The following is a 25,136-nucleotide window of genomic DNA, read 5'->3' on the forward strand; positions in this document are numbered from 1 at the left end:
CCAGGGAGGTGGAGGACATGGGTCACGGTGGGAACGTCATCGACGAGCTGATGACCGATCATCGCGAGGTCGAGGAGCTCTTCGGCCGGATCGACGGTCTCGCGTCCGGCGACAAGGACCGCAAGGTGTACGCCGACCAGGTCACGATGGAACTGGTCCGGCACTCCGTGGCCGAGGAGGCCTATCTGTATCCGGCCGTGCGCGAGCACGTGGCGGGCGGGGACGCGCTGGCCGACCAGGAGATCGAGGACCACTCCCGGGCCGAGCGGCTCATGAAGGACCTGGAGGGCTGCGACGCCGACGATCCCGAGTTCGACCGGATCATGGCGACGCTGATGACCGAGATCCGCTCCCATGTGGCCGACGAGGAGCAGAACCTCTTCCCCAAGCTCCGGGCGTCCTGTCCCCCCGAAGCCCTCGACACCCTGGGCGACAAGGTCCGCCAGGCCAAGAAGCTCGCCCCCACCCGCCCCCACCCGTCCACGCCGAGCACACCCCCGGCCAACAAACTCCTGGCGCCGGGCGTCGGCATGGTCGACCGCCTCCGCGACACGCTCACGGGCCGCGGCAAGAAGGACTGACCCGTCCCGCCGCGCGCCCGCTCGTCCACCCCTGGGTGAGTCAGCTCTTCTCGGGCGCGGCGACGGCGGACCCGGCCAGGCCCGCTGTCCACTTCTCCTCGATGCGGCCGACCTTCCACACCAGCCAGGCCACCGCCCACGTGGCGAAGAACAGTGCTACGACGACGTAGCCGATGATGTTGAGGTCGAGGCCGGAGACCCAGTTCCAGAACGGGCCGTGCAGGTGGGCCTGGTCGGCGATCAGGCCGAGGAGTTCGACCGTGCCGATGAGGAGCGCGACGGCGACGGACAGGCCGGTGATGGTGAGGTTGTAGTAGACCTTGCGGACCGGCTTGGAGAACGCCCAGCCGTAGGCGAAGTTCATGAACGAGCCGTCGATCGTGTCCAGCAGGGACATGCCGGCCGCGAACAGGACCGGCAGGCACAGGATCGCGTACCAGGGCAGCCCGGACGCGGCGCCCGAGCCGGCCAGCACGAGCAGCGCGATCTCGGTCGCCGTGTCGAAGCCGAGGCCGAACAGGAGGCCCAGGGGGTACATCTGCCACGGCTCGGTGATCGACTTCATCAGCCGGCCCAGCAGCCGGTTCATGAAGCCCCGGTTGTTGAGCTGCTCCTCCAGCGCGGCCTCGTCGAAGTGGCCGGTGCGCATCTGCCGGAAGACCTTCCAGATACCGGCCATGATCACGATGTTGATGATCGCGATGAGGTACAGGAAGGTCCCGGAGACGGTGGTGCCGATCCAGCCGGTGACGCTGTGCAGCGTGGAGTCGTCGTCCGCGACCGGTCCGGCCAGCGCCTTCACCCCGAGCGAGAGCAGGAACGCGAGCGCGAAGACGATGCTGGAGTGCCCGAGGGAGAACCAGAAGCCCACGGACAGCGGCCGCTTGCCCTCGCTCATCAGCTTCCGGGTGGTGTTGTCGATCGCGGCGATGTGGTCGGCGTCGAAGGCGTGCCGCATCCCGAGGGTGTAGGCGGTGGCACCGATACCGATCCCGAAGCTCTTCGCGCCGAGGCTGTAGTGCTCCGGGGCGACGATCACCACCAGCGTGAACCAGCCGATGACGTGCAGCGCCAGGATGAACGCGGCCATGCCGCCGAGACTCGCCCACTCCTTCCGGGTCATGGAGGTGCGGATGCGGTGCGCGGTGCTCATGGGGGTGCGGGCCTCACTCGTCGGACAGCGGCCGTCTTCGGCCGCACCACCGAGCCTTCTGCGCATGACTCGCAGGTACAACAAGTCAGCGGTAAAGGCCCTGCCACGTTTCGACCAGCGCAGACGTCAAGTATTGGCAATGGTTTTCACATGGAACGGATTCGGCCATACTTCTGACATTCATTTTCATCTAGCGTGGTGCGCGTCCCCTTGTTCCACCCTCTCGTGGAGGATCCATGCCCACGCCCCCGTCCCGGCGCCTGGCCGCCCTCGTCGCCGGCGCCTCGCTGGCCCTGCTGGCCGGCTGCGGCTCGTCGGACTCCGACAGCGACGGGAGCGCCTCGCCGAGCCCGGCCGCCGCCTCCGCGATACCGGTCGTGGCCTCGACGAACGTCTACGGCGACATCGTCGGTCAGATAGGCGGCGCGAAGGTCGACGTCACCTCGATCATCAGCGACCCGGACCAGGACCCGCACTCCTACGAGGCCAACACCCAGAACCAGCTGGCCCTGTCGAAGGCGAAGGTCGTCGTCGAGAACGGCGGCGGCTACGACGACTTCGTCGACCGGATGCTGAAGAGCGGAAACTCCTCCGCCGAGGTCGTCAACGCCGTCAAGATCTCCGGGAAGACCGCCCCGAAGGGCGGTGAGCTCAACGAGCACGTCTGGTACGACTTCCCGACCGTCGCCAAGATCGCCGACAGTGTCGCCGCCGCCCTCGGCAAGGCCGACCCGGCGAACGCGGCCACGTTCACCAAGAACGCCGAGACGTTCAAGGCGAAGCTGAAGCCGCTGGAGGCCAAGGAAGCGCAGATCAAGAAGGCGCACGGCGGCGAGGCGGTGGCCATCACCGAGCCGGTGCCGCTGTACATGATCGAGGCGAGCGGTCTGACGAACGCGACGCCCGCGGAGTTCAGCGAGGCCATCGAGGAGGGCAGCGACGTCTCCCCCAAGGTCCTCCAGGCCGCGCTGGCGCTGTTCTCCGGCAAGAAGGTCCAGGCGCTGGTCTACAACGCGCAGACCTCCGGCCCGCAGACCGAGAAGGCCGAGGCCGCGGCCAAGGCGGCCGGCATCCCCGTCGTACCGGTGACCGAGACCCTGCCGAGCGGCAAGGACTACCTCGGCTGGATGACCTCCAACGTCGACGCGCTCGCGAGCGCGCTGGACAAGTGACGGGTCCGGTCCGGATCCCGGCCCAGGGCGGCAGCGGCGCGGTCGTCAGCCTGCGCGGCGCCGCCCTGTCGTACGGCGAACGGATCGTCTGGCGGGACCTCGAACTCGACGTGCGGCCAGGGGAGTTCGTGGCCGTGCTCGGGCCGAACGGAGCCGGCAAGACCAGCTTCGTACGCGCTCTGCTGGGCCGGCAGCCGCTGTCCGCCGGGAGTCTGACGGTGCTGGGCCGCGCACCGAAGGAGGCCGCACGGGAGATCGGATACGTGCCTCAGCAGGCGGAGTTGTCGGCGCAGGCCATGCTGCGCGCCCGCGACCTCGTGCGCTTCGGCATCGACGGGCACCGCTTCGGACCGCGGTTGCGCACCGGCGGTGTGCGCCGACGGGTGGACGAGATCCTCGAGTCGGTCGGGGCGTCGGCGTACGCGGACGTCCCGCTCGGCATGTTGTCCGGCGGGGAGCGCCAACGGGTGCGCATCGGACAGGCGTTGGCGACCGATCCGCGGCTCCTGCTGTGCGACGAGCCGCTGCTCTCCCTCGATCTGCACCACCAGCGAGCGGTCACCGAACTCGTCGACGCCCGCCGCCGTTCGCACGGCACGGCCGTGGTCTTCGTGACCCATGAGATCAACCCCGTGCTCGGCCTGGTGGACCGGGTGCTGTACCTGGCGCGGGCCGGTCACCGGGTCGGTCCGCCGGAGGAGGTCCTGACCTCCGCGTCCCTGTCGGAGCTGTACGGCACGCGGGTCGACGTCGTGCGTGTCCAGGGGCGGGTCGTGGTCGTGGGCGCCCCCGACGAGACGGTCGCACCGCCTCATCACGCCCCGCAGCCCGAGGAGGTGCGCTCATGACTCTCGCCGACGGGGTCTGGCAGCAGATCTTCAGCTTCGACAACTACGGCGAACTCCTCGCCCTGGTCCGCAACTCGCTCGTCGCGGGCGCCGCGCTCGGCCTGGTCGGCGGCCTCGCCGGGGTCTTCGTGATGATGCGCGACCTGCCCTTCGCGGTGCACGGCATCAGCGAGTTGTCCTTCGCGGGGGCGTCGGCGGCGCTGCTGCTGGACGCGAACATCGTGGCGGGCTCGATCCTCGGTTCGCTGCTCGCGGCGGGCACGATCGGGGTGCTGGGCTCGCGGGCGCGGGACCGCAACTCGGTGATCGGCATCATCATGCCGTTCGGTCTCGGCCTCGGCGTGCTCTTCCTCGCCCTCTACAAGGGCCGCGCGGCCAACAAGTTCGGCCTGCTGACCGGGCAGATCGTCGCCGTGGACACCCCGCAGATGGCCTGGCTGCTGGGCACCTCGGCGCTGGTCGTGGTGGCGCTGGCGGTCATGTGGCGGCCGCTGTCCTTCGCCAGCGCCGACCCGGACGTCGCCGAGGCGCGCGGGGTGCCGGTGCGCGGTCTGTCGTTCGCGTTCATGCTCGTGCTGGGGCTCGCGGTCGCCCTGTCGGTGCAGGTCGTCGGGGCGCTGCTGGTCCTGAGCCTGGTCGTCACCCCGGCCGCGGCCGCCGCCCGCGTCACGGCGTCCCCGGTACTGCTCCCGGCGCTCAGCGTGCTGTTCGCCGTGCTCTCCATCGAGGGCGGCATCCTGCTCGCGCTGGGCGGCTCCATCCCGATCAGCCCATACGTCACCACCGTGTCGTTCACGATCTACGTCGTCTGCCGTGCGGCGGGCCGGCAACGCGTACGGCGATGGGAAGCGCGCGGGACGATCCCGGCGGCCTAGGCGTCGGAGCGGACTCATATCAGGGGCGGTCCTCGCGGACCGCCCCTTCGGCCATCACTCAGGACCGCCCCGAAGTGCCGGTCCCCAGCAGGCCGTTGACCACGAGCGTCGCCAGTGATTCCGCCGTGGCCGTGGCTGTTCCGGGGAGGAGACGGCCTCGGGCCGCCCCAGGCGTCGCGCGAGGGGGCCTCCACCGTGCCGGAGATGGGCGGGACGATGGCCGATCTCCTGGAGCGGCGCGGAGTGTTGCGCGTACCGGCGGCCGCCGATCGTGGCCGTGCCGCTCGTCGGCGCGTCCAGGCCGATGATCATGCGCATGGTCGTGGACTTCCCGGCGCCGTCGGGGCCGAGGAATCCGGTGACCTCGCCGGGCTTGACGGTGAAGCTCAGCCCGTCGACGGCCTTCTTGTCCCCGTATCGTTCGGTCAGTTCGCGCACTTCGATCATCGGCCGTCTTTCGCGTCGCCTCCGCCACGGCGGGCCCGTGGCATCTCCTTTCATCGAGCCAGGCACGCCCCGGTGCCGGTCTCTGGGTCCGCGGAGGCCACTTCCGACCGCGACTGGTACCGCGGTACCAGTGGCGGGTCAGCCCGGAGGATGATCCAACGGCCTTCTTCGGCGAGTTCGGCGTAAGTATGGTGATCCCGTGAAGGCGCCACTCCCGTTGTCCGGGTCCCCGGCAACACAGGAAGAAAGGTTCAGCCTGATGAGCTCCAGGATCCAGCCGACCGCCCAGGTCGACGAGACGGCCACGATCGGCGACGGGACGACGGTCTGGGACCTGGCCCAGGTGCGGGAGGACGCGACGCTGGGCAGCGGATGCATCGTGGGCCGGGGGGCGTACGTCGGTCCGGGGGTGCGGATCGGCGACAACGTCAAGCTCCAGAACTACGCGTTGGTCTACGAACCCGCGGTGCTGGGCGACGGGGTGTTCGTGGGCCCCGCGGCGGTCTTCACCAACGACCACTTCCCCCGGTCCGTGGACCCGCAGGGCAAGTTGAAGCGCGGTGGCGATTGGGAAGCCGTGGCCGTCGTGGTCGCGGAGGGGGCGTCCATCGGAGCCCGTTCGGTGTGTGTGGCCCCGGTCCGCATCGGCCGCTGGGCCCTCGTCGCGGCGGGCGCCGTGGTGACCCGGGACGTGCCCGACTTCGCGCTCGTGGCCGGAGTCCCGGCGCGCCGGATCGGCTGGGTCGGCAGGGCCGGCGTGCGGCTGGTGGAGCGGGAGGGCGAGCCGGGCGGCTGGGAGTGCCCCGAGACCGGCGAGCGCTACGACGAGAAGGACGGCGAACTCTTCCCCCGCGTTTGACTCCCGTTCCCCTAAAAACGCAAATCCTCGAACATCTATAGCCATAACGTGTGTGCGATCTGTGCAGACCAAGCACAATGAGCACACGAACCGGTAGTGCCCAGGGGGGTTACGGGGGTGGGAACACCTATGCCTGCTGCCAGGAGCCAAGACCACTCCTGCGCCTGACGTCTGCCCTTTCCCCGCCGTACGGCCGACCACGCCGCGGCGATCTCCAGTCTGCGCAAAACAGGACCCACAGGGGGGTTGGTGTGCCCAGAAGATGACCACCACACGTCTGGCGGCCCTCGGCCATGAGGAACCGCCGCTGCTCTCGCTCGCCCAACGGCTGCTGTCCGTAGCCGAGTTGGGGCTGCCGGCGATGTTGCTCCCGGGTGGTGAGGCCTTCTCCTTCACCATGTCCGGAAGCAAAGCCCCGAGCGGTTCCTGGACGTTGGAACGACGCGGGACCAGCACCCGGTACGCGGCCATCACCGCGCTGGGCGTCGAGTTCCTCCCCGAGGACCGGCAGCGCGCGGTGCTCGCGGGGCGCAGCGCCCAGGAGTTCACGGGTCTGCTGATCGAGTCGCTGCCCGCGGTGACCAACCTCGGTGACGCGGCGCTCATCGCCTGGGCCGCCGCCGAGACCGCGCACCCCAAGCTGTCCGACGCCCTCGAGCGGGTCGAGGCGCTCGACGTGGAGGGCAGGCCGCAGTACACCGTCGAGGCTGCCTGGGTGCTCTCCGCCCTCGCGGCGGCGCGCGGCACGGTCGATGTGGAGAGACGTTTCAGCGCAGCTCGCGACCGGCTGCTGCGGGCCCGTATCGGAGACAGCCCGCTCTTCCCGCACGCCACCGGACCGGGCCTGGTGCCCTGGTACCGGTCGCATGTGAGCTGCTTCGCCGACCAGACGTACCCGCTCCAGGCCCTGGCCCGCGCGCACGCCAGCGACGACCAGGGCGGCGACCCGGAGGCGCTGGCCGCGTCCGAGGCGTGCGCGGCACGCATCTGCGAGCTCCAGGGCGACGGCGGGCAGTGGTGGTGGCACTACGACGCGCGCACCGGTGGGGTCGTGGAGGGCTACCCCGTCTACAGCGTTCACCAGCACGCGATGGCGCCGACCGCCCTGTTCGACCTCACCGACGCCGGCGGCAGCGACTTCGGCGCGTCGATCCGCAAGGGTCTGCGCTGGATGACGGAGGTGCCGGAACTGGCCGGACACACCGAGCGCCAGGAGCCGTTGATCCTCGACGAGCTCGGCGCCACGTGGCGCAAGGTCTACCGGGGCGACCCGAAGAAGGCCGTCCGCGCCGCCCGGGGCCTCGGTACCCGCCTCGCCCCGAACCTCCGGCTGAAGTCCCTGGACCGGGTCTACCGCCCGCTGTCGGTGGACCGCGAATGCCGGCCGTACGAGTTCGGCTGGATGCTCTACGCCTGGCAGGGGGGCCGGATATGAGCGAGCGCCGGACCCTGTTCGGGGTCGAGCTGGACCCGCTGACCATGGACGAGACCGTGCGGCACTGCCTCGAAGCGGTGCACGACGGGCGCCAGTTGGAGATCGGCGTGGTCAACGCCGCGAAGCTGGTGAACATGCGGCGCGACCCCCGGCTCGCCCAGGCGGTGGCCGGCTGCGATCTCGTCGTCGCCGACGGACAGGCCGTGGTCTGGGCCGGCCGGGTGCTGCGCGCCCCGCTGCCGGAGCGGGTCGCCGGAATCGACCTGTTCGTACGGCTGCTGGCGGAGGCGGAGTCGGCGGGCCTGTCGGTGTACTTCCTCGGCGCCAAGCCGGAGGCGCTGGCCGAGATGGAGCGCCGGGTGGCCGACCGCTTCCCCGGTCTGAAGGTCGCCGGCAGCCGCCACGGCTACTTCGACGACTCCGAGCAGGCCTCCGTCGCGGACGCGATCGCCCACAGCGGCGCCCAGTTGCTCTTCCTCGGCATGACCTCGCCGAAGAAGGAGATCTTCACCGCCGCCTACGGCGCGCGCACCGGCGCCCGGGTCGTGCACGGCGTCGGCGGCTCCTTCGACATCCTCGCCGGGGTCACCAAGCGGGCCCCCGCCGCCTGGCAGCGGATGGGGCTCGAGTGGCTCTACCGCGCGCTCCAGGAGCCGCGCCGCCTCGGCCGGCGCTATCTCACCACCAACGCCGCCTTCGCCCTGATGACGGCACGCGAGTTCATCCGCCTCACCCCGCAGACCGCTTCCGCGAACAGGAGTCACTGATGCGTGTCGTCGTGGTGGGACAGGGATACGTCGGTCTGCCGCTGGCCGTCCGCGCCGCCGAGGTCGGACACGAGGTGATCGGCTACGACGTCGACACCCGGCGGATCAAGAGCCTGGCCGCGGGCGAGTCCTTCGTCGAGGACGTCTCCTCCGAGCGGATCCGCGCGGCGCTGGACGACGGCAGCTACCGCCCGAGCGACGCGGCCCGGGACTGCGGCGGGTTCGACGTCGCCGTCGTGACCGTCCCGACCCCGCTGCACGAGGGCACGCCCGACCTGCGCTACATCCGGGAGTCGGCGGTCACGCTCGCCCGGTATCTGCGGCCCGGGGCCACCGTGGTCCTGGAGTCGACCACCTACCCCGGCACCACCCAGGAGCTGTTCGCGCCGATCCTGGAGGACGGCTCGGGCCTGACCGCGGGCGCCGACTTCCACCTCGGCTACAGCCCGGAGCGCATCGACCCCGGCAACACGGTCTGGGGCTTCAAGGAGACCCCGAAGGTCGTCTCCGGCGTCGACGCCGCGTCCCTGAAGGCCGTCCAGGACTTCTACGGCCGACTCGTCGACACCACCGTGCCGGTGAGCTCGCCCAAGGAGGCCGAACTCGCCAAGCTCCTGGAGAACACCTTCCGGCACGTGAACATCGCGCTGGTCAACGAGATCGCGATGTTCGCCCACCACCTCGACATCGACGTCTGGCAGGCCATCGAGGCCGCCTCCAGCAAGCCCTTCGGCTTCATGAAGTTCACGCCCGGACCGGGGGTCGGCGGCCACTGCCTGCCGATCGACCCCTCGTACCTGTCCTGGCGGGTGCAGCGTGAACTCGGCCAGAGCTTCCGGTTCGTGGAGCTGGCCAACGACATCAACAACCACATGCCCGACTACGTAGCGCGCCGCGTCAGCGACCTGTTCAACGCCCGCCGCCGTTCCGTGAACGGCTCGCGCGTGCTGCTGCTCGGGCTGGCGTACAAGAAGAACACCGGCGACGCCCGGGAGTCGCCCGCCCTGCGTATCTCCCAGCTGCTGCTGGACATGGGGGCCCAGGTCAGGGCGGCGGACCCACATGTGGTGGAGAGCCTGCCGGTGGACAACCGGCTGGTGCGGGTCGAGCCGACCGAGCAGGAGCTGGCCTCCGCGGATCTGGTGGTGCTGCTCACCGACCACGACAACTTCGACTACGAACTCGTCGCCGAACACGCCCCCTTCGTCCTGGACTGCCGTCGCCGGCTGCCGGCGGGACCCACGATCGAGGTGCTCTGAACCATGCCGCGCATCCTCTGCGTCGCCGGGGCACGCCCCAACTACATGAAGATCAAACCGGTGATGGACGCACTGGAACGCCGGGGCGCCGAGGTGCTCCTGGTCCACACCGGTCAGCACTACGACCCGGCGATGAACGACGTGTTCTTCGCCGACCTCGGCATCCGCCCGCCCGACCGCTTCCTCGGCGTCGGCTCCGGCACCCACGCCGAGCAGACCGGACGCGTGATGGCCGCCTTCGAGCCGCTTCTCCAAGAGGTGGCCCCGGACCTCGTCGTGGTGGTCGGCGACATCAACTCCACGCTGGCCTGCGCCCTGGTCACCGCCAAGGCCGGACCGCTCCTGGCCCATGTCGAGGCCGGTCTGCGCAGCCGCGACTGGGCCATGCCGGAGGAGGTCAACCGGGTCGCCACCGACCGGGTCAGCGACTATCTGCTGGCCCCCTCGCCCGACGCCGTGGAGAACCTGCGCGCGGAGGGGTACCGGGAGGACCAGATCCACCTGGTCGGCAACGTCATGATCGACACGCTGCTGGCCAACCTGGACCGCGCCAGGGCCTCGGACGTCCTCGGCCGATACGGCCTGTCCAGAGGCGAGTTCGGCCTGGTCACCCTGCACCGCCCCGCCAACGTGGACGACCCCGAGACCCTCGCCGGGCTCCTCAAGGCGCTGGGCGAGATCGCCGGCCACTGCCCGCTCGTGCTGCCCGTGCACCCACGTGCGTCACAGCGGCTCGCGGAGATCGGCGTCCCCGGTGGCATCAGGCTCGTACCGCCCGCCGGATACCTCGACTTCATCGCCCTTCAGGACGCCGCCCGCGTGGTGCTGACCGACTCGGGCGGTGTCCAGGAGGAGACCACCGCGCTGGGCGTGCCCTGTGTGACCCTGCGGGACAACACCGAGCGGCCCATCACCGTCGACCAGGGCACCAATGTGCTGGCCGGCCGGGATCCGGCGCGCATCGTGTCCACCGTGCACCGGGTGCTGGCCGATCCGCCCGCGCCGCGCCGGCCCGAACTGTGGGACGGCCGGGCGAGCGAGCGCATCGCCGACGTCCTGCTGCGAGGGGGCACCGCGAGCACCCGGCCCAGACCCACCGACCAGCCGAGACCCGGCGACCGAGCGCTCCCCATATGATCCGCTTGCAACATATGCTCATCGAACATCTGGTCGCTAGGGGGGACCGTCTTGGATCTCGCTGAGATCTTCCGGGTCATGCGCAGGCGTTGGTACGTCCTGCTGCCCGGACTCTTGCTGGCCGCGGGCCTGACGTTCGCCGTCACCGCGGTGGTTCCGGTCACCTACCAGTCGCAGAGCACGGTCAATCTGCTCAACTCCCGCAAGGCCACCGAGGCCTACGACGGCAACCCGTTCCTGAGCACCCAGACCTCGCTCACCGGCATGGCGGACAACCTGGCCCGCAACCTCAACTCCGATGTCTCCGTCCGGGAGCTCAAGTCCCGTGGCGCCACCGGCACGTTCGAGGCCAAGCTCGCCGACAACGCGCAGGGGCCACTGCTCTGGCTCACCGTCACCGGCACCGACAAGAAGTCGACGCTGGCCTCGGACCGCATCCTGACGGCGTACGCCAAGGAGCGGCTGAGGGAGTTCCAGGAGCAGCAGTCGGTCGCCGAGAACGCCATGATCCGGATGACCACGATCGTCTCCCCGCAGACGCCGGTGGCACAGACCAAGACGCGGCTCGAGTACATGATCATGGCGGGCGGCGGCGGCTTCGTGCTCACCATGATCGCCGTCTTCTACGTGGAGGCCCGCAAGAGGTCCCGCAGGCCCACGGCCGAGCCGAAGCCGCAGTCGGAGTCCGACTCCGAGGCGGAGCAGGAGTCGGAGTCGGAGCAGGACCCGGCCGCTCCCGCTCCCGCTCCCCCGGCCGGGGAACGGATCGTGGAGGAGACGCTCGCCATCCGGCGCCCGCCCAGCTGGACGCGGTCCCGCGACGACGGTCCGGCCGCCGAGCCCGAAGCGCCACGGCCCGTCATGGCCGTGGCGTCCGCAGCCGAGCCCCTCGACGAGGAGTCGACTCATGGACACCGCCCCCGCACCGGGCAGCGAGACCGGTGAGACGGGCGACTCTCCCGCTCCTCCCGCTCCCGCACCACCCCACCCCGCGCCCGACGCGCCTCCCGCCCTCGGCCGAAAGGTCCGTTCGGCGGCCCGGTGGAGCCTGATCAACACCGTCGTCCTGCGCCTGGGCAACTTCGCGACCGGCATCGTGCTGGCCCGCTTCGCCCTGGGTCCCGCGGAATGGGGCGTGTACGGCATCGCCCAGACCGTGCTGCTGGTCCTGCTGTCCGCGAACGAGCTGGGCGTGGGCCTGGCCATCGTGCGTTGGGAGGGGGACCCGCGACGGTTCGCGCCGACCGTGCTGACGATGAGTACCCTCTCCAGCGGTCTGCTGTACGTGGTGCTGTTCGCGGCGGCGCCGACGGTGGCCGGTCTGCTCGGCTCGCCGGACGCCGCGGGCGTACTGCGGGTGATGTGCCTGTGTGTGCTGATCGACGGCATCGCACAGGTCCCCGGTCACTTCCTCACCCGTGAGTTCGCCCAGGGCAAGCGGATGGTCATCGACGGGCTGAACTTTGTGGTCGCCACCTCGCTGACGCTGCTGCTGGCCTTCCAGGGCTGGGGCGCGATGAGCTTCGCCTGGGGGGCGGTGGCGGGCAACGTCGTGACGCTCGTCGGGTGCGCCCTGGCGGCCCCGGGCACCCTGAAGTACGGCTGGAACCCCGAACAGGCCCGGGCGCTGCTGCGGTTCGGGCTGCCGCTGGCGGGCGCGAGCATGCTGGCCCTCGCGGTGGTCAACGTCGACACGATGGTGGTCGGCGCGACGCTGGGCAACGTGGCGCTGGGGTTCTACGTGCTCGCCTTCAACATCTCCGGCTGGCCGGTCAGGATCATCTCCGAGGCCGCCCGCCGGGTGTCCTTCGCCGGCTTCTCCCGGCTGGCCGGGTCGCCGGAGGCGCTCGCCCAGGGCTTCAGCCGCGCCCTGGGCGTACTGATCACCGTCACCGTCCCGATCTGCGTCCTGCTGGGCGGCCTGGCGCTCCCGGTCATCCAGCTGATCTACGGGGACCGGTGGGGCCCGGCCGCCGCCGCGCTGCCCTGGCTGATGGCCCTCGGCCTGATCCGCATCGGCGCCGAACTCGCCTACGACTGCCTGGTCGCGCTCGGCCAGCGCCGCTCGCTGTTCCTGGTGCAGGGCCTGTGGCTGGTGGCGCTGGTCCCGGTCCTGCTGGCCGCCTCCCATCTGAACGGCATCGTGGGCGTCTCCCAGGCCCATGTCCTGGTCGCCGGCGGCCTGGTGGTGCCGGTGTTCCTGTTCGCCCTCGGGCGCGGCGGCATCGGCGTCGGCAGGATCGCCAGGGCCTGCGCGTGGCCCTTCCTCGGCGGGGCCGTGATGGCGGCGATCATCCTCTTCCTGGAGCCCCGGTTCGGCGACAGCCGGCTCGCGCTCCTCGCCATCTGCACGCTCGCACTGGCCGGCTACACGGTGTGCGTACTGCCCAGCCGCGACTTCCTGCGCGGCGTCGACCGCGGCGACCGGCCCCACCGAGGCCGGCACCGGGCGGCCACACCGGCCCGGTCCACCCAACAGGACGTGAGGTAACCGGATGTCACGGCGTACCAGCCGGAAGTCGCTCGTGGGGCTGCTGCTCGCCGCCTTACTGGCGGTCCTGGGAACGGCCTGCTCGGGGACGGAGAAGTCTGCGTCGCCGCCCCGCTCCCCGAGCGCCTCCTCGACGGCGCCGAACCCCGCTCCGTCGGCCACGGTCGGCGAGGCTACGGGGAAGCCCGCCTCCACCTCTCCGTCCCCGAAGTCGTCGCCCACCCCGACGGCGGGCCCGAGCGGTCCGTCCGGCTCGCCCACGGCCAACGCCAAGGCCAACTGCGCCTCGCCCGGCGCCTGCGGCTTCCCCGACGCCGACACGACCGGCCACCGCACCGAGCTCACCCCGCACAACACCGGCTACCTGGCCATCCGTGAGCACGGGAAGGTCATCCGCGGCTGGGACATCAAGGGCTCGCTCGACATCTACGCGAACAACGTCACGATCATCGACTCCCGGATCACCTCGGACAGTTGGTGGGGCATCAACCTGCGCCCCGGCTTCAGCGGCCTGAAGGTCCTGCACACCACCATCACCGCGGTGCCCGGCAAGGGCCCGGACAACGGCGGTGTGGACTACGCGGTGTCGAACATGGGCGGCAGCTCCATCGAGGTCGGCTGGTGCGACGTCTCGGTGTTCGGCGACGCCCTGTCCATGGGCCAGGGCAATCTGCACGACAACTACGTCCACGACATCGCCCCGTTCGTGAACCTGGGCGGCGAGTGGCAGCACACCAACGCGGTGATCAGCGGCGGCGGCAACACCGGGCATCTGATCATCCGCCACAACACCCTGCTGAACGCGACCAGCCTCAAGCAGGGAGCCTCGGGAAGCATCGGGCTGTTCGCGGACACCGGAGTGGTCCGCAACGTCACCGTCGACCGCAACTGGATCGCCGGCGGCGCGTACGCCCTCTACGGCGGCAGCACCGGCGCCACCGGGATCAAGGTCACCGACAACATCTTCTCCACGGAGTACCACCCGAACTCCGGCGGCTACGGCGTGGTCGCCCACTGGAACCACAAGGGCGCCGGAAACGTGTGGCGCAACAACCGGCTGTCCGACGGCCGCCTGGTCACCCCGGAGCCGTCCGCATGAGCGCGGTCGTGACGCGCCGTGTCGCGCGGGCGCCCTGGACGCTGCTCAAGGCGGTGTTCGGCTGGCTGGTGCTCTTCGAGGCGAGGAACAAGGTCGTGCTGGCCCCCTCGGCGCTGCGCCTGCGCCGGATCGAGGACGCCGAGACCCGACGCCTGGCCGCCGACCTCGGCTCACCGCCCTCGGCACTCGTCGCCACGGTCATCGCCACCCACCGCCGCCCCGAGGCACTGCGCGCCGCCGTCCGCTCCGCCCTGGCCCAGAGCGTCCGCGACCAGGTCGTCATCGTCGTCGACGACGGCGCGGGCCTGCCCGAACTACCGGACGACCCGCGCCTGTTCGCCGTGTCCCTGTCGGCCAACATCGGCACCGCCGGAGTCGTCCGCAACATCGGCATCCGCCTGACCCGCTCCCGCTACGTCGCGTTCCTGGACGACGACAACCTGTGGGAGCCCGACCACCTCGCCCGGGCCCTGGAGGCGCTGGAAGCCCCCGGCGGACCCGACGGCGTCTACACGGCACTGCGCCGCGTCCTGCCCGACGGCACCGACCGGGACATCCTCTCGGTCCCCTACGACCGGCGCCGGGCGGCCCGTGAGTCCTTCCTCGACACCAACGCCTTCGTCGCCCGCCGCACCCGCGCCCTGCGCTTCAGCCGGCTGCGCCGGACACCGGAGGTGATGCCCCGGGAGGACTGGGAGCTGATCCGCCGGTACGCCCGAAGGCACCGGGTGCTGCATGTGCCGCACCCGACCGTCCGGTACCTGATGAATCCCGCGAGCTTCTACACCCGGTGGTGACAGACCGGTTGCAGAGACCCACTCCTGCCCTCACCTCTCCCACGACCACAGGTGGTTGATCCCGTGCCCCGATCCCGCGCCCTCAGAAACAAGTTCGTCGACGCTCCCGGCTCCCTGGGCGAACGGATGCGCGTCGCCCGCTGGGAACGGTTCCGACGCTGCTTCCCCGGCATCGAGAACATGAGCGTCCTGGACCTGGGCGGGACGGCCGAGATGTGGCTGCGGGCACCGGTGCGCGCCAAGCACGTCCACCTGATCAACCTGGAGGCGCACCCCGCCGAACTGCCCGACTGGATCACCGCGGAGAACGCCGACGTCACCGACCCCGAGGTCGCCGCCGAGCTGAGCCGGCAGGGCGGCTACGACATGGTGTTCTCCAACTCGACCATCGAGCACGTCGGCGGCCACAGCCAGCGCCGGCTGTTCGTCGCCGCCGTGGAGCAACTGGCGCCGCTGCACTGGATCCAGACGCCGTACCGCTACTTCCCGGTCGAGCCGCACTTCGTGGCGCCGGGCTTCCAGTTCCTGCCGCTGGCCGCCCGCGCCCGGCTGGTGCGGCACTGGCCGCTCGTCCACAGCCGCCCGGACAGTCCGGAGTCGGCCATGAACGCCGTCATCAACATCGAGCTGCTGACCCGCACCGAGATGCGCTACCTGTTCCCCGACTCGACGCTCCTCAGCGAGCGGGTGCTCGGCGCCACGAAGTCGCTCATAGCCGTGAGAACGGAGCGGTGATGCTGAACAACCTGGTCAACCGACACGACGCCGACCGGCTGCTGCGCAAGGTCCGCAAGCTCGAACTCAACCCGGTGCTCGCCAAGTTGCGGGTGCGCGGCGGTGAGCGGGTCGTGCAGCACTGGTCCCAGGTCGACCCGTCGCTCACCGAGTGGTGGGCAATCCCCCCGGTGATCAAGCGCTGGAACCTGCTGATGACCGGCGACGCGGACACGTCGTTCCCCGAGTACGTCGCCGCCAAGCACTTCGCGCCGCGCACCGATCTGCGCGGCCTGTCGCTGGGCTGCGGCACCGGCGGGAACGAGCTGCTCTGGGCGAAGACCGGCGCGTTCGGTCTCCTGGAGGGCGTGGACGTGGCCCAGCAGCGCATCGACTTCGCCACGCGGTCCGCCGCGGAGGAGGGCCTCGCCGACGTCCTGCGCTTCCGGGTCACCGACGTCAACCGGATGACCAGCGACGGGGAGCGCTTCGACGTCCTGCTGGGACTGCAGTCCCTGCACCACTTCGACAGCCTCGCCGAGACGCTGCCCCGGCTGTCCCAACTGATCGAACCCGACGGCCTGTTCGTGATCGACGAGTTCGTCGGACCGACGCGGTTCCAGTGGACCGACGCGCAACTCGACGCGGCGAACGCCCTGTTGGCGCTGCTCCCCGAGGAGCGCCGCCGCCTGGCGGACGGCCGCGTCAAGCGGCGCGTGGTACGGCCCAGCAGGATGTCCATGGTGCTGGACGACCCCTCCGAGGCGGTCGACGCGGCGTCCCTGCTGCCGGGGCTGCGGCGGCACTTCGAGGTGGTGGAGGAACGGCCCTACGGGGGCACGGTGTTGCACATCGCGTTCTCCGGCATCGCCCACAACTTCAGGGACGACAAGCCGGAGACCCTGGAGCTGCTGGAGCGCTGCTTCGCCATCGAGGACGCGGCGCTGCCGGAGGTCGGGCACGACTTCATCGCGATGGTGTGCCGAGTCAGGCCGTAGGACGAGCGCGGCTCCCTGTCACGGTCCCGGTGTCTTTCGCAGGGCTCCGGGCCTGACCAGGGCGCCGGCTGCCGCTCGGCTCGCCTTCCTGCCCAGTGCCGCGCGTGCGGTCTCCCGGAGCAGGACCGCGCCGCGGAAGGCCGCCGTGGCGACAGCGCCGTGCCGACGCCCGTACAGCCGGACCCTGTTGAGCGTCAGCAGGGTCCACAGCCGGGGCGACACCTGGGAGTCACCGCCCAGGTGCACCGCCTCGGCCGCCGGCTCCAGCTGGGTGGCGTACCCCAGGTCCCGGGCCCGCAGGCAGAACTCCGTCTCCTCCGAGTAGAGGAAGAAGGACTCGTCCCAGGCCCCGCAAGCGGCCAGACACTCCCCCGAGACGGCCATGAGCGCGCCGGTCGCCCAGTCCGCCCGCGTGGGCCGACGGTACGCGGCGGGGTCGGTGACCAGCTCGCTCAGGCGCGGGAAGCGCCCGGCCCGGCGGTTGCCGATGACGGCCTCGCCGAGGGCCCGCAGGACGCTCGACTCCCGGCGCAGCGAGTGGTGCGGTGTGTCCCGGCCCTCCTCGTACAGCAGAGGTACGGCGATCCCGACGCCGTCGCCGAGGCTGTCGACGAGGAGTTTGGCGCAGCCCTGCCGCATCCGGATGTCGGGGTTGCAGACGAGCGCGACCTCGTACTCCCCGGCCGCGCCCAGCGCCGCGTTGACGCCCGCCGCGTACCCGGCGTTGCGGCCGGTCTGGACGACCGTGGCGTCCGGGGCCAGGGTGCGCAGCACCTCGACGGTGTCGTCGGCGGAGTCGTTGTCGGCGACGACGAGCCGCCAGTCCAGGCCGGCCATGCCCTCGGGCAGCGCGGCGAGGAACCCGGGGAGCACCGCGGCGCTGTTCCAGGTGACGACGATGACGGCGACAGTGCTCAACGGGACTCCACGAGTTCGGGGACGCGGGCTTCGGACGGCTCACCGGGCGCGGGGACCGCGGCCTCGGTCCGGGCCTTGGACTCGGCCTCCGCCTCGGCCGCCTCCCGGCGGATGAAGCCGAGGTAGCTGCCGCCGGCGCCCAGGACCAGGAAGAACATCCCCGCGTACATGGGGAAGCTCAACGCGTCGAAGGTGGCGCTGATGACCAGGGCGACCAGCGCCGAGGCGAGGAAGGCCTGACCCAGTTCCCGGTCCGAGTCGTTGCGGGCGAGGCGGCGGACGGCACCGCCGGTGTGGATGCCGGTGACGAACAGGGCGAGCAGCGCGACGAGGCCCAGGATGCCCATCTCGGCCAGGGTCAGCATGTACTGGTTGTCCGTGAAGAAGTACAGGTCGGGGGTGAAGGTGCCGAACCCGCGCCCGAACCAGGGGTGTTCCTCGAGGTAGGGGACGATCGCGCTGTACTTCACGGTGCGTGCCTGGGTGCTGCTGTCGGAGCCGGCCAGGAAGCTGGCGAAGAGGTTGGTGATGGTCCCGATCAGCCCGGGGATGATCACCTTGAAGCCGGCCACCGAGCCCACGATCAGCCCGATCGCCGCCCAGCGCCGCTGCGGCTTCCAGCGGGGCACCATCACCAGGATCACGATGAAGGCGCCGATGATGGACGTCCTGGACACGGTGAGCGGGAGCGCGCCCGCCATGATGGCGACGGGGGCCCAGCGGCGCAGGGCGCCCGCGTGCCGTCGTACCGGATCGAACGCCTGGTGGACGGCGAAGGGGACGAGGATGGCCAGCATCCCGCCGAACTCCAGGGGGTGGGCCGTGGTGGAGCGCGGCCGGGTGAACGAGCCGCGGTCCATGGCGCTGATCCCGGCGGAGCTCGACTGGAGGCCGGGGATGTGGATGGAGTCGGCGATGTTGGTCGCGGCGAAGAAGTCGTAGTAGCCGATCAGGGCGACCACCGTGCCCAGCACGACGAGCCGGCGCATCAGGGTCTCCAGCCGGCTGCGCTCCTGGATGCCGGCCGAGGCCAGCACCACCAGCGCCACCCACACGCCGAGCCCGATCAGGCCGCGGTCGGCTCCGAGGACCTCCTCGTGGGAGCTGTCGCGGGTCGCGTCCGCGAGGTACGACAGCAGCACCGCCGCGGCGAGCAGGCACATCGCCACGCGTGGCAGCCGGGTGCCCTTGGCCGGGACGATCCGGCCGCCGAGCCAGGTCGCGAGGTACCACAGGAGGCCGAGCAGGGCGAAGACGTTGGCCGGGGTGCCGACGCCGCCCAGCGCGGGCAGGGTGAGGTTGGAGGGGACGAAGAAGGCCAGCGCGAGATAGCCGGTGAGGATCGTGGTGGCGTCCAGCCGGCGCACCAGCAGTCCTCTGGGGGCCCGCTCGGGGGGCTTCAGGCGGTGGCGTCGGGGCACGTATCCGGCCTGGGCGCGTCCGCGACGGCGGACCACCGCGACGCCCTCGGCCAGGATGGACAGCAGGAACGCGCCGACGAGCCCGACGATGACGACCGCCGCGATGCTCTGGTAGCGGCTCTTCGGCTCCGAGACCGGGGTCTGCGGCAGGACGACCGGCGCGGTCTGCACCAGGTACGTCTTCGGCACCTTGGAGGCGGCCTGGAGGGCCTTGAGCTGTTCGCCGGCGAAGTCGGTGAGGACGGTGGTCTCGTGGAGCACCTTCTTCTGGTCGGTGCCGGTGACGCTCAGGGTGAGCAGCGGGCTGTCGGCGTCCGGTGCGAACCCGACGGTGTAGCGGTCGGTGACGCCGCGGGAGTGCAGTTCCTTGGCCGAGTCGCCGGACTGGAGCGTCCTGATCAGCACGTCGGCCGTGACGACCAGCGAACCGCCCGCGTTCGACAGGGGGTTGCCGAAGGTCGGTGCCAACTCCGCGATGGCAGTGGAGTCGAGCAGGGTCACCGAGCTCTGGGACTCGTAGGAGACGGGGACGGTCCGGTACAGGTAGCCGCCCGCGAGGAGGCTGATCAGGGTCAGGGGCACCATGAAGTACCAGCGCCTGCGCATGATCGCCAGAAGATCGCCGAGACTCATGTCCGCTCCCCCCGGTTCGCCGATCGGGTGGTGACTTGTCCCGGTGCCTGCGAGTATCGGTGGCGACGGAAGGAATCCCTGTGTCGCCTCGTGACGTCGCCGAAGCGCTGCTCCGCCGCTGGTACGTACTGGTGCTCGCGCTCCTGCTGACGGCCGCCGGAGCCTACCCGGTGCTGCGCCCGACCCCCCAGTACCTGAGTTCGGCGGTGGTCGTCCTCAAACCGCCGGCGACGGGAAACCAGCCGAACCAGCTGACGAACCTCCAGCCGCCGCTCGCCACGCTGTCGTACGGGGTGATCCAGCAGCTCGAGTCGCCCGCCGGGCGGGCGGAGTTGGACGCCGCCGGGGTGCACGGGAGCTACCAGCTGATCCCGCGCAACAGCGGCACCAGCGCGACGCCGCGCTATCTGATCCCCTCGGTGCAGGTGCAGGCGCGGCGGGGTTCCGCCGTCGCGGCGGACACGGCGGTCGGTCAGGTCATCGAGGTGTATTCGCGGCATGTGGCGGAGCTCCAGGACGCGCAGGGGGTCGCGGCCGGTTCGCGGATCAGCGCGTCCGTCCTGGTCGCGCCGAGCGCCGCCCTGGTGCAGGGCACCAAGAGCCGTGCGCTGGCGGGGGTGGCGCTGCTGGGGGCGACCGCCGGGATCCTGGGCGCGCTGTGGTGCGACCAGTTCGTGCTGCGGCGCCGTCGCGGGACCGCCCCGGAGCGGGAGCTTCGCCGCGAGGCGGACCGGGTTCCGGTGGCGGGCTGAGCGACCGCGCGCGGTCGGGTGCGAGTCGGGCATGTGCATCAGATTCCGCGGCGCTTCCAGGACTCCCACCACAGCCACTCCCGGCCGCGTTCGGCCACGGCCGACCACACCAGGGGCTGGAGATAGGGCATGGCCTTGGGGCCGATGCGTCGTCTGAGGCGCAGTGCCCGGTACTCGGGCAGCGCCGCGTACCCCGGCAGGCACTCCTCGGCGAAGGCCACGCACTCCTCGACCGGTACGACGTCCGTGCGTCCCCGGTCGTAGGCGCGGTAGGCGCGGCGCAGCGCGTAGCGGGCGAGCCGGGTGTGGACCTGCTCGGCGAGGCGGTCGGCGTGCGGCAGCCGGTCGGCGCACTTGGCGAGCGCCGAGTCGTAGGCGACCAGGCGCTGGCGCAGGTCGTCGAGCTGGCCGCCGAAGTCGGTGGTGGACATGTTGTTGCCGTGGACGCGGTAGAAGGCCTGGTCGGCGCCGCGGATGTAGCCGACGTCGGCGTGGGCGGCGAGCCGCATCCACATCTCGATGTCGCCGGCGTGCGGCAGGGCCGGGTCGTAGCCGCCGACCTTGCGCTGGAGGCCGGTGCGGACGACGACCTCGGGTGAGGTGATGCAGCCGGTGCCCTCCCGGAACCGGCGCTCCAGCCACCACTGGCCGGGGTAGACGACCGAACCGGTGCTGCGGGTACGGGCCTTGGGCAGCGGTCCGCCGTGCTGGAAGCGCAGGGGGCGGCCGTAGGCGAACCCCGCCTCGGGGTGTTCGTCGAGCAGTGCGGCGGCCCGGACCAGGGCGCCCGGCACCAGCCGGTCGTCGGCGGAGAGCAGGGCCACGTAGTCGCCGTCGGCCCACTCCAGCAGGCCCTCGTTGTAGGTGGCGATGTGGCCCTTGTTGGTCCGGTGGACGTGGACGTCGATCCGCGGGTCGGAGGCCGCCAGCTTGCGCGCGGTCTCCGCCGAGTCGTCGGGCGAGGCGTCGTCGATGATGAGGACCCGGACGTCGACGCCGTCCTGTTCGTCCAGGACGCTGCTCACGCAGTCGGCCAGGAAGTGGCCGTACTTGTAGCAGGGGATGACAACACAGACGGTGCTCATCGGTGGGGAAGCCAATCCCCGGTGGCGGTCCGCGCCGCGCTGGGCGCGGACCGCCACCGGTGGGTTCTGATCGGTCAGTTCTTCTTGGTGCGGACGGACTTGCTGGTGAGGGTCCAGCTACGGGACTTCACCTCGTGGTGCTTTCTGTCCTTGGCCGTGACCGTGACCCTGAACTTGGTGCCGTCCGGCAGCGGGGCCGTGAGGTGGACGGTCACCTTGTGGGTGGCCCGGTCGTAGAACGCGACGGCCTTGATCTTCAGCTTCCTGGCCTCGGCCGCCTTGGCGCCCTGCAGGACGGTCAGGGTCGCCTTGACCGACGACGGCTTGGCCGAGGCGGGCACGGACATCACCAGCGGGCTGTCCTGGTCCGCGGTGGACTCCACCGTGGACGAGGCCGCCTCCGAGGAGGTGCCCGCCGCCTGGGACGCGCTCGGGTTGTCGGCGGTGAACAGCGGCCCTACCCAGTAGTTCGCGGATCCGTAGGAACCGTTGGGGAATGCCGTCGTGCTGCCGTACTTGTAGAGCCCGTTGTGATGCGCGGTGGTGTCGGCGGTGGCCGTCAGCGGATACGACTTGTGCGCCGATGCGAAGTAGCCGCCGTCCACCGCGTAGTTGCCGTTCGGCGCGTGGTACGAGGCGACGTACGCGGTGCCCGCGGTGACGGCCACCGGTGAGGCGAACGTCATCTGCTGCCAGCCGGACGCCGACTCCGCGGTGAAGGTGCCGGTCGCGAGCAGTGTGCCGTCGTCCGACCACAGGCTGCCGGTGTGGGTGCCGGTGTTGGTGGCGCCCTTGTAGAAGGTGACGCCGGTGATCCAGCCGTCCGCCGAGGACGTGAACCGGGTGCCCAGTTCGACGGAGTTGGGGTCGGCGGTGACCGCGGGGGTGGCCGGTACCGCGTTCGCGTTCCACAGCGTGCAGGGGCAGGTGACCGCCGGTGGCGTGGAGCTGGTCGTGAAGGACCAGGTCACCGGGTTCGCCATGGCGTTGCCCCAGACGTCCGAGGCCTGCACGGACGCCGTGTACGTGGTGTGCAGCTCCAGCTCTGTCGAGGGGGTGAAGGTCGCCTTGTTCGACGCCGGGTAGGTGAGGGCGCCCGGCACGTTGTTGCCGTCCGGGTCCTTCAGGGTGAACGTCACGTTGTCGATGTCGACGGCCGCGCTGAAGGTGGCCGACACCGGCGCCGTGATCGCCGCTCCGGTCGCCCCGGAGGTCGGGGAGGTGGAACTGACGGTGGGCGGGGTGGTGCTGGCCGTGGAGGTGTCCAGGACCACGTCGACCCAGTAGTTGCTGCCGGAGGAGGCCGAGGACGGGAAGGCGCTGGTGGAGCTGTACTTGTAGACGCCGTTGCCGCCGTCGGTGCCGGACTTCAGGGCGGTGAGCGGGGCGAGGCCCGCGTCGCTGTTGGAGAAGTAGCCGCCGTCGTAGGAGTAGCCGCCGTTGGGGGCGAAGTACGAGGCGACGTAGGTGGTGTTGGCCTTGACGGTGACCGGGGTGGCGAAGTTCAGCTGCTGCCAGCCGGAGGCCGTCTCGTTGGTGAAGGTGCCGGTGGCCAGGCGGGTGCCGGAGGCGCTCCACAGGCTGCCGGTGTGGGTGCCGGTGTTGGCCGGCGACTTGTAGAAGCGGACGCCGGTGATCGAACCGGCCGTCGTGGTGCGGATCTTGACGCCGAGTTCCAGCGGACCGCCGTCACCCGCGTTGACGGTGCCGGGGACCGCGGTGGCCGGCCAGATGGTGCAGGGGCAGGCCTGCGGGCCGACGGTCAGCGGGATGGTGGTGACGGCGCCGATGTTGACGCTGTCGTCGACCGCGCGGACCTTGATGGAGGCCGAGCCGGGGGTCGTGGGCGTCCAGCTGTAGCTCCAGGACGTCAGACCGGTGGTGGCCTTCCAGGTCGTACCGCCGTCGGTGGAGACCTCCACGCGGGCCACCACTCCGCCGGAGTCGGTGGCGGTGCCCTTGATGGTGACCGGCTTGAGCGCCGGGACGGTGACCCCGGAGGCCGGGCTGGTCACGGTGATGGCCGGGCCCGTGGTGTCGGTGGAGGCGGTGGCGGCGACCAGGTTGCTCTGCCGGCTCAGCGGCTGGACGCCCATGTCGGCGAAGATGTTCACGGTCGCCTGCTGCATCCGGACGTCCTCGGTGACCACCACGTCCTCGGGGTCGTACGTCGGCAGGTTGGTCAGGCCCCACGACCACTGCACGGTGCCCGCTCCGAACACCAGGGCGCCGGAGTCCTGGTCGCGGAACTCGACGAGGTTGTGCGTCGCGGTGCCGTTGCCGTACATGTTGCCCCAGTCGAGGCGGTACTTGCCGTCGTCGATGTCGACCGTCGTGGACGACACGTTGATCGCGCCCGCGGGCCTGGTGGCGTTGTCGAGGTCGCTGTCCCACTCGTAGCCGAGGGTGCCGGTCGGGAAGGTCGCGGTCTGGCTCGATGTGAGGTTCGCGATGGAGGTGTCACGCCAGATGCGGTTCTTGCCGTACGAGCCGGGGACGGTGATGGCGTCGGCGCGGTAGCCGTTCACGGTGAACATGGAGCCGGTGAGGATGTTCGGCGGCTGGTAGGCCTGGCCGTAGTCGGTGCTCTTCGGATCCATCCAGGTGCCGGTCCACTCGCCGCTGGGGTCGGCGATGCCGTTGTTCTGCACCATCTTGGTCATCTTGTAGCAGACCAGGGTGCGGCTCGAGGTGCTGGTGCCGTCGATGCTCGGGGTCAGCCGGGTCTTCCAGAAGACCTCGTTGCCGCTGAAGAAGCCCTGCCGGACCCCGGCCTTCCGGGCCGCCAGCACATTGCTGTACTGGCTCTGCGTCCAGTACTCGTCATGGCCGGAGGACAGGTACACCTTGTGCTTCTTCAGCAGGGTGCCGCCGTTGTTCGACACGTCGACGCCGGAGAGGTAGCTGACGTCGTAGCCGTTGCGCTCCAGCCAGGACAGCATCATGAACTCGGAGCCGTAGATGCCGTTGTCGCCGCCGATGTCCAGCGGGCGGTTGTAGCTGACCTCGTAGGCACGGCCGTCGGGCGCGGGGCCCGCGCCGCCGTAGAAGTCCTGGCCGCCGTAGTCGTTGTAGGCCTGCCAGGTCTGGTCGCTGGTCTGCACGACGATGTCGGAGGTGCTGGAGTCCTTGCGGACGACGAACGGGTACGGCATCAGGCCGTCGCCGTCGGTCTGCGTCAGGTTGGCGATGTACAGGCCGGACACGGCGTCGCTGGGCACCGTCCAGCTCGCGGTCACCGGCCAGTTGCCGCAGTCGACCAGACCGGTGGCGGCCTTGGTGGTGCAACTGGCGGGATTGTTCGTGTAGTTCGCCGGGTAGGTCACCGCCGCCTGGGCCGCGGTGGAGATCTGGCGCGCTCCGTCACCGCCGTACCAGCCGAGCCGGTAGATCTGGATCTGGTACGTGGTCTTCGACTGGATCTTGAACTGGACGGTGTCGCCCGCCTGCACGCTCTCCTTGGTGGTGAACCCCTTGATGTCACCGTAGGAGTTGGGCGAGTACCAGTCGGACATCGGGCTGCCCGCCTTGGAGTTCTCGCAGACGATCGCGTTCGAGCCCGACCCGCACGGATCGGCTGCCGCCTGGGCGGTCCCCACCTGCGGGAACACCGCGAATATCAATGCCACGACGACGGCGAGGCGCCCGCCCCGGAGCCGTCTGCTCCATCTGTTCATATGTACCTCTCAGCGGTG

General features: G+C 70.6%; 21 protein-coding genes and 1 pseudogene. 16 read left to right on the plus strand and 6 right to left on the minus strand.

The features are described from left to right. Positions 1-17: 17 nt before the first annotated feature. Positions 18-581, plus strand: a complete 564-nt coding sequence (locus ABKA17_RS07460; RefSeq protein ID WP_353691084.1) for a hemerythrin domain-containing protein — start codon at positions 18-20, stop codon at positions 579-581. Between the two features lie 40 nt (positions 582-621). Here the strand turns inward: ABKA17_RS07460 and nicT are convergent, their stop codons facing one another. After that, positions 622-1,734 carry a Nickel transporter NicT gene (nicT, locus tag ABKA17_RS07465; protein ID WP_353691085.1) on the minus strand — a complete coding sequence of 371 codons (1,113 nt, stop codon included), beginning with the start codon at positions 1,732-1,734 and terminating at the stop codon, positions 622-624. A gap of 236 nt (positions 1,735-1,970) precedes the next feature. Between nicT and ABKA17_RS07470 the strand changes: the two genes are divergently transcribed. Genes ABKA17_RS07470 through ABKA17_RS07480 form a run of 3 tightly spaced genes read left to right on the plus strand, consistent with a single transcriptional unit; the run spans position 1,971 to position 4,629 of the window. Next, the gene (locus ABKA17_RS07470) at positions 1,971-2,906 is read left to right on the plus strand and encodes a metal ABC transporter solute-binding protein, Zn/Mn family (protein WP_353691086.1); all 936 of its coding nucleotides are present in this window, start codon (positions 1,971-1,973) and stop codon (positions 2,904-2,906) included. Then, positions 2,903-3,754, plus strand: a complete 852-nt coding sequence (locus tag ABKA17_RS07475; RefSeq protein ID WP_353691087.1) for a metal ABC transporter ATP-binding protein — start codon at positions 2,903-2,905, stop codon at positions 3,752-3,754. Before ABKA17_RS07470 ends, ABKA17_RS07475 begins: the two co-directional genes overlap by 4 nt. Then, a complete protein-coding gene (locus tag ABKA17_RS07480; RefSeq protein ID WP_353691088.1) occupies positions 3,751-4,629 on the plus strand; it encodes a metal ABC transporter permease in 879 nt (292 codons plus the stop codon). Before ABKA17_RS07475 ends, ABKA17_RS07480 begins: the two co-directional genes overlap by 4 nt. Before the next feature lie 219 nt (positions 4,630-4,848). Here the strand turns inward: ABKA17_RS07480 and ABKA17_RS07485 are convergent. Further along, positions 4,849-5,076 (minus strand): annotated as a pseudogene (locus ABKA17_RS07485) (ATP-binding cassette domain-containing protein); the annotation flags it as partial. A 259-nt stretch (positions 5,077-5,335) separates the two neighbouring features. Between ABKA17_RS07485 and ABKA17_RS07490 the strand changes: the two are divergent. From ABKA17_RS07490 to ABKA17_RS07540, 11 genes are all read left to right on the plus strand, one after another. Beyond that, positions 5,336-5,935 carry an acyltransferase gene (locus ABKA17_RS07490; RefSeq protein ID WP_353691089.1) on the plus strand — a complete coding sequence of 200 codons (600 nt, stop codon included), beginning with the start codon at positions 5,336-5,338 and terminating at the stop codon, positions 5,933-5,935. Between the two features lie 262 nt (positions 5,936-6,197). Next, positions 6,198-7,370 carry a hypothetical protein gene (locus ABKA17_RS07495; protein WP_353691090.1) on the plus strand — a complete coding sequence of 391 codons (1,173 nt, stop codon included), beginning with the start codon at positions 6,198-6,200 and terminating at the stop codon, positions 7,368-7,370. Then, complete coding sequence (locus ABKA17_RS07500; RefSeq protein WP_353691091.1) at positions 7,367-8,137, plus strand: WecB/TagA/CpsF family glycosyltransferase; 771 nt, start codon at positions 7,367-7,369, stop codon at positions 8,135-8,137. Before ABKA17_RS07495 ends, ABKA17_RS07500 begins: the two co-directional genes overlap by 4 nt. Continuing rightward, positions 8,137-9,396 (plus strand): nucleotide sugar dehydrogenase, encoded by a 1,260-nt coding sequence (locus ABKA17_RS07505; protein ID WP_353691092.1) that lies wholly within the window; start codon positions 8,137-8,139, stop codon positions 9,394-9,396. The genes ABKA17_RS07500 and ABKA17_RS07505 overlap by 1 nt, the downstream gene beginning before the upstream one ends. A 3-nt stretch (positions 9,397-9,399) precedes the next feature. Next, a complete protein-coding gene (gene wecB, locus ABKA17_RS07510) occupies positions 9,400-10,533 on the plus strand; it encodes a non-hydrolyzing UDP-N-acetylglucosamine 2-epimerase (protein ID WP_353691093.1) in 1,134 nt (377 codons plus the stop codon). A 51-nt stretch (positions 10,534-10,584) separates the two neighbouring features. Then, entirely contained in the window at positions 10,585-11,478 is an 894-nt protein-coding gene (locus ABKA17_RS07515) for a YveK family protein (protein ID WP_353691094.1), read from the plus strand. Next, positions 11,441-13,024 (plus strand): oligosaccharide flippase family protein, encoded by a 1,584-nt coding sequence (locus ABKA17_RS07520; RefSeq protein ID WP_353691095.1) that lies wholly within the window; start codon positions 11,441-11,443, stop codon positions 13,022-13,024. Before ABKA17_RS07515 ends, ABKA17_RS07520 begins: the two co-directional genes overlap by 38 nt. 4 nt (positions 13,025-13,028) lie before the next feature. Next, entirely contained in the window at positions 13,029-14,123 is a 1,095-nt protein-coding gene (locus tag ABKA17_RS07525) for a hypothetical protein (protein ID WP_353691096.1), read from the plus strand. Beyond that, entirely contained in the window at positions 14,120-14,920 is an 801-nt protein-coding gene (locus ABKA17_RS07530; protein ID WP_353691097.1) for a glycosyltransferase family 2 protein, read from the plus strand. The genes ABKA17_RS07525 and ABKA17_RS07530 overlap by 4 nt, the downstream gene beginning before the upstream one ends. Positions 14,921-14,983: 63 nt before the next feature. Continuing rightward, positions 14,984-15,655, plus strand: a complete 672-nt coding sequence (locus tag ABKA17_RS07535) for a class I SAM-dependent methyltransferase (RefSeq protein WP_353691098.1) — start codon at positions 14,984-14,986, stop codon at positions 15,653-15,655. After that, entirely contained in the window at positions 15,655-16,632 is a 978-nt protein-coding gene (locus ABKA17_RS07540) for an SAM-dependent methyltransferase (protein WP_353691099.1), read from the plus strand. The genes ABKA17_RS07535 and ABKA17_RS07540 overlap by 1 nt, the downstream gene beginning before the upstream one ends. Before the next feature lie 18 nt (positions 16,633-16,650). Here the strand turns inward: ABKA17_RS07540 and ABKA17_RS07545 are convergent, their stop codons facing one another. After that, complete coding sequence (locus tag ABKA17_RS07545; protein ID WP_353691100.1) at positions 16,651-17,550, minus strand: glycosyltransferase; 900 nt, start codon at positions 17,548-17,550, stop codon at positions 16,651-16,653. After that, positions 17,547-19,604 (minus strand): O-antigen ligase family protein, encoded by a 2,058-nt coding sequence (locus ABKA17_RS07550; protein WP_353691101.1) that lies wholly within the window; start codon positions 19,602-19,604, stop codon positions 17,547-17,549. Before ABKA17_RS07550 ends, ABKA17_RS07545 begins: the two co-directional genes overlap by 4 nt. A gap of 80 nt (positions 19,605-19,684) precedes the next feature. Between ABKA17_RS07550 and ABKA17_RS07555 the strand changes: the two genes are divergently transcribed. Further along, a complete protein-coding gene (locus ABKA17_RS07555) occupies positions 19,685-20,356 on the plus strand; it encodes a hypothetical protein (RefSeq protein ID WP_353691102.1) in 672 nt (223 codons plus the stop codon). 38 nt (positions 20,357-20,394) lie between these two features. On the opposite strand, the gene ABKA17_RS07560 is transcribed toward ABKA17_RS07555, so the two are convergent. Together ABKA17_RS07560 and ABKA17_RS07565 are read right to left on the minus strand one after the other, a co-directional pair. Beyond that, a complete protein-coding gene (locus ABKA17_RS07560) occupies positions 20,395-21,441 on the minus strand; it encodes a glycosyltransferase family 2 protein (RefSeq protein ID WP_353691103.1) in 1,047 nt (348 codons plus the stop codon). 74 nt (positions 21,442-21,515) lie between these two features. Beyond that, positions 21,516-25,118: a DUF4082 domain-containing protein gene (locus ABKA17_RS07565; protein ID WP_353691104.1), complete on the minus strand. Its 3,603-nt coding sequence runs from the start codon at positions 25,116-25,118 to the stop codon at positions 21,516-21,518. Positions 25,119-25,136 lie beyond the last annotated feature (18 nt).

It is taken from the genome of Streptomyces sp. RG80 (assembly GCF_040446465.1).
GTDB lineage: Bacteria > Actinomycetota > Actinomycetes > Streptomycetales > Streptomycetaceae > Streptomyces.

Bases quoted from the DNA above. Each gene is read 5' to 3' on its own strand.
- ABKA17_RS07520 (WP_353691095.1), top strand. From the start codon at position 11,441: ATGGACACCGCCCCCGCACCGGGCAGCGAGACCGGTGAGACGGGCGAC.
- ABKA17_RS07550 (WP_353691101.1), bottom strand. From the start codon at position 19,604: ATGAGTCTCGGCGATCTTCTGGCGATCATGCGCAGGCGCTGGTACTTC.
- ABKA17_RS07470 (WP_353691086.1), top strand. From the start codon at position 1,971: ATGCCCACGCCCCCGTCCCGGCGCCTGGCCGCCCTCGTCGCCGGCGCC.
- wecB (WP_353691093.1), top strand. From the start codon at position 9,400: ATGCCGCGCATCCTCTGCGTCGCCGGGGCACGCCCCAACTACATGAAG.
- ABKA17_RS07480 (WP_353691088.1), top strand. From the start codon at position 3,751: ATGACTCTCGCCGACGGGGTCTGGCAGCAGATCTTCAGCTTCGACAAC.
- ABKA17_RS07530 (WP_353691097.1), top strand. From the start codon at position 14,120: ATGAGCGCGGTCGTGACGCGCCGTGTCGCGCGGGCGCCCTGGACGCTG.
- ABKA17_RS07505 (WP_353691092.1), top strand. From the start codon at position 8,137: ATGCGTGTCGTCGTGGTGGGACAGGGATACGTCGGTCTGCCGCTGGCC.
- ABKA17_RS07490 (WP_353691089.1), top strand. From the start codon at position 5,336: ATGAGCTCCAGGATCCAGCCGACCGCCCAGGTCGACGAGACGGCCACG.
- ABKA17_RS07460 (WP_353691084.1), top strand. From the start codon at position 18: ATGGGTCACGGTGGGAACGTCATCGACGAGCTGATGACCGATCATCGC.
- ABKA17_RS07565 (WP_353691104.1), bottom strand. From the start codon at position 25,118: ATGAACAGATGGAGCAGACGGCTCCGGGGCGGGCGCCTCGCCGTCGTC.
- ABKA17_RS07525 (WP_353691096.1), top strand. From the start codon at position 13,029: ATGTCACGGCGTACCAGCCGGAAGTCGCTCGTGGGGCTGCTGCTCGCC.
- ABKA17_RS07540 (WP_353691099.1), top strand. From the start codon at position 15,655: ATGCTGAACAACCTGGTCAACCGACACGACGCCGACCGGCTGCTGCGC.
- ABKA17_RS07495 (WP_353691090.1), top strand. From the start codon at position 6,198: ATGACCACCACACGTCTGGCGGCCCTCGGCCATGAGGAACCGCCGCTG.
- ABKA17_RS07500 (WP_353691091.1), top strand. From the start codon at position 7,367: ATGAGCGAGCGCCGGACCCTGTTCGGGGTCGAGCTGGACCCGCTGACC.
- nicT (WP_353691085.1), bottom strand. From the start codon at position 1,734: ATGAGCACCGCGCACCGCATCCGCACCTCCATGACCCGGAAGGAGTGG.
- ABKA17_RS07560 (WP_353691103.1), bottom strand. From the start codon at position 21,441: ATGAGCACCGTCTGTGTTGTCATCCCCTGCTACAAGTACGGCCACTTC.